This is a genomic window from Kitasatospora nipponensis (genome assembly GCF_039528135.1).
Lineage (GTDB): Bacteria > Actinomycetota > Actinomycetes > Streptomycetales > Streptomycetaceae > Kitasatospora > Kitasatospora nipponensis.
This window is the reverse complement of sequence record NZ_BAAALF010000969.1, coordinates 1-572: the sequence shown is the minus strand read 5'-3', so window position 1 is coordinate 572 and position 572 is coordinate 1. Positions and strand designations below refer to the sequence as shown.

The 572-nt window shown below is 72.0% G+C and carries 1 protein-coding gene; it reads left to right on the top strand.

Going from position 1 to position 572, the window contains the following annotated elements; all coding sequences use genetic code 11:
• Positions 1 to 572: beta-ketoacyl synthase N-terminal-like domain-containing protein (locus tag ABD323_RS44360; protein ID WP_344447652.1), on the top strand; the 572-nt coding region annotated here is incomplete at both ends.

Here is a 572-nt window from a genome sequence, read left to right as displayed (position 1 = left end):
ACCGCGGCTGGGTCATCGACCACGACACCGACGCCGACAAGTCCGGGACCAGCTACGTCCGCGAGGGCGGGTTCGTCCACGACGTCGCCGACTTCGACCCGGGCTTCTTCGGCATCAGCCCGCGCGAGGCCCTGACCATGGACCCGCAGCAGCGCCTGATGCTGGAGATCAGCTGGGAGGCGCTCGAGCGTGCGGGCATCAGCCCCGACAGCGTGCGCGGCGCCGGGGTGGGCGTCTTCACCGGCTCGGGCATCCAGGACTACGAGGACCTGCTGGACGCCGCGCCCGAGGTGGCCGAGGCCTACATGACCACGGCCAGCGCGTCGTCGGTGATCTCGGGCCGGGTCTCCTACGTGCTCGGCCTGGAGGGCCCGTCCCTCTCGGTCGACACCGCCTGCTCCTCCTCGCTGGTCGCGCTGCACCTGGCCGCCGAGGCGCTGCGCCGCAAGGAGTGCACGCTCGCGCTGGCCGGTGGCGTGATGGTGATGTCCACGCCGTCGCCGTTCATCGCTTTCAACCGCCAGCGCGGCCTGGCCCCCGACGGCCGCTGCAAGGCGTTCTCGGAGTCGGCT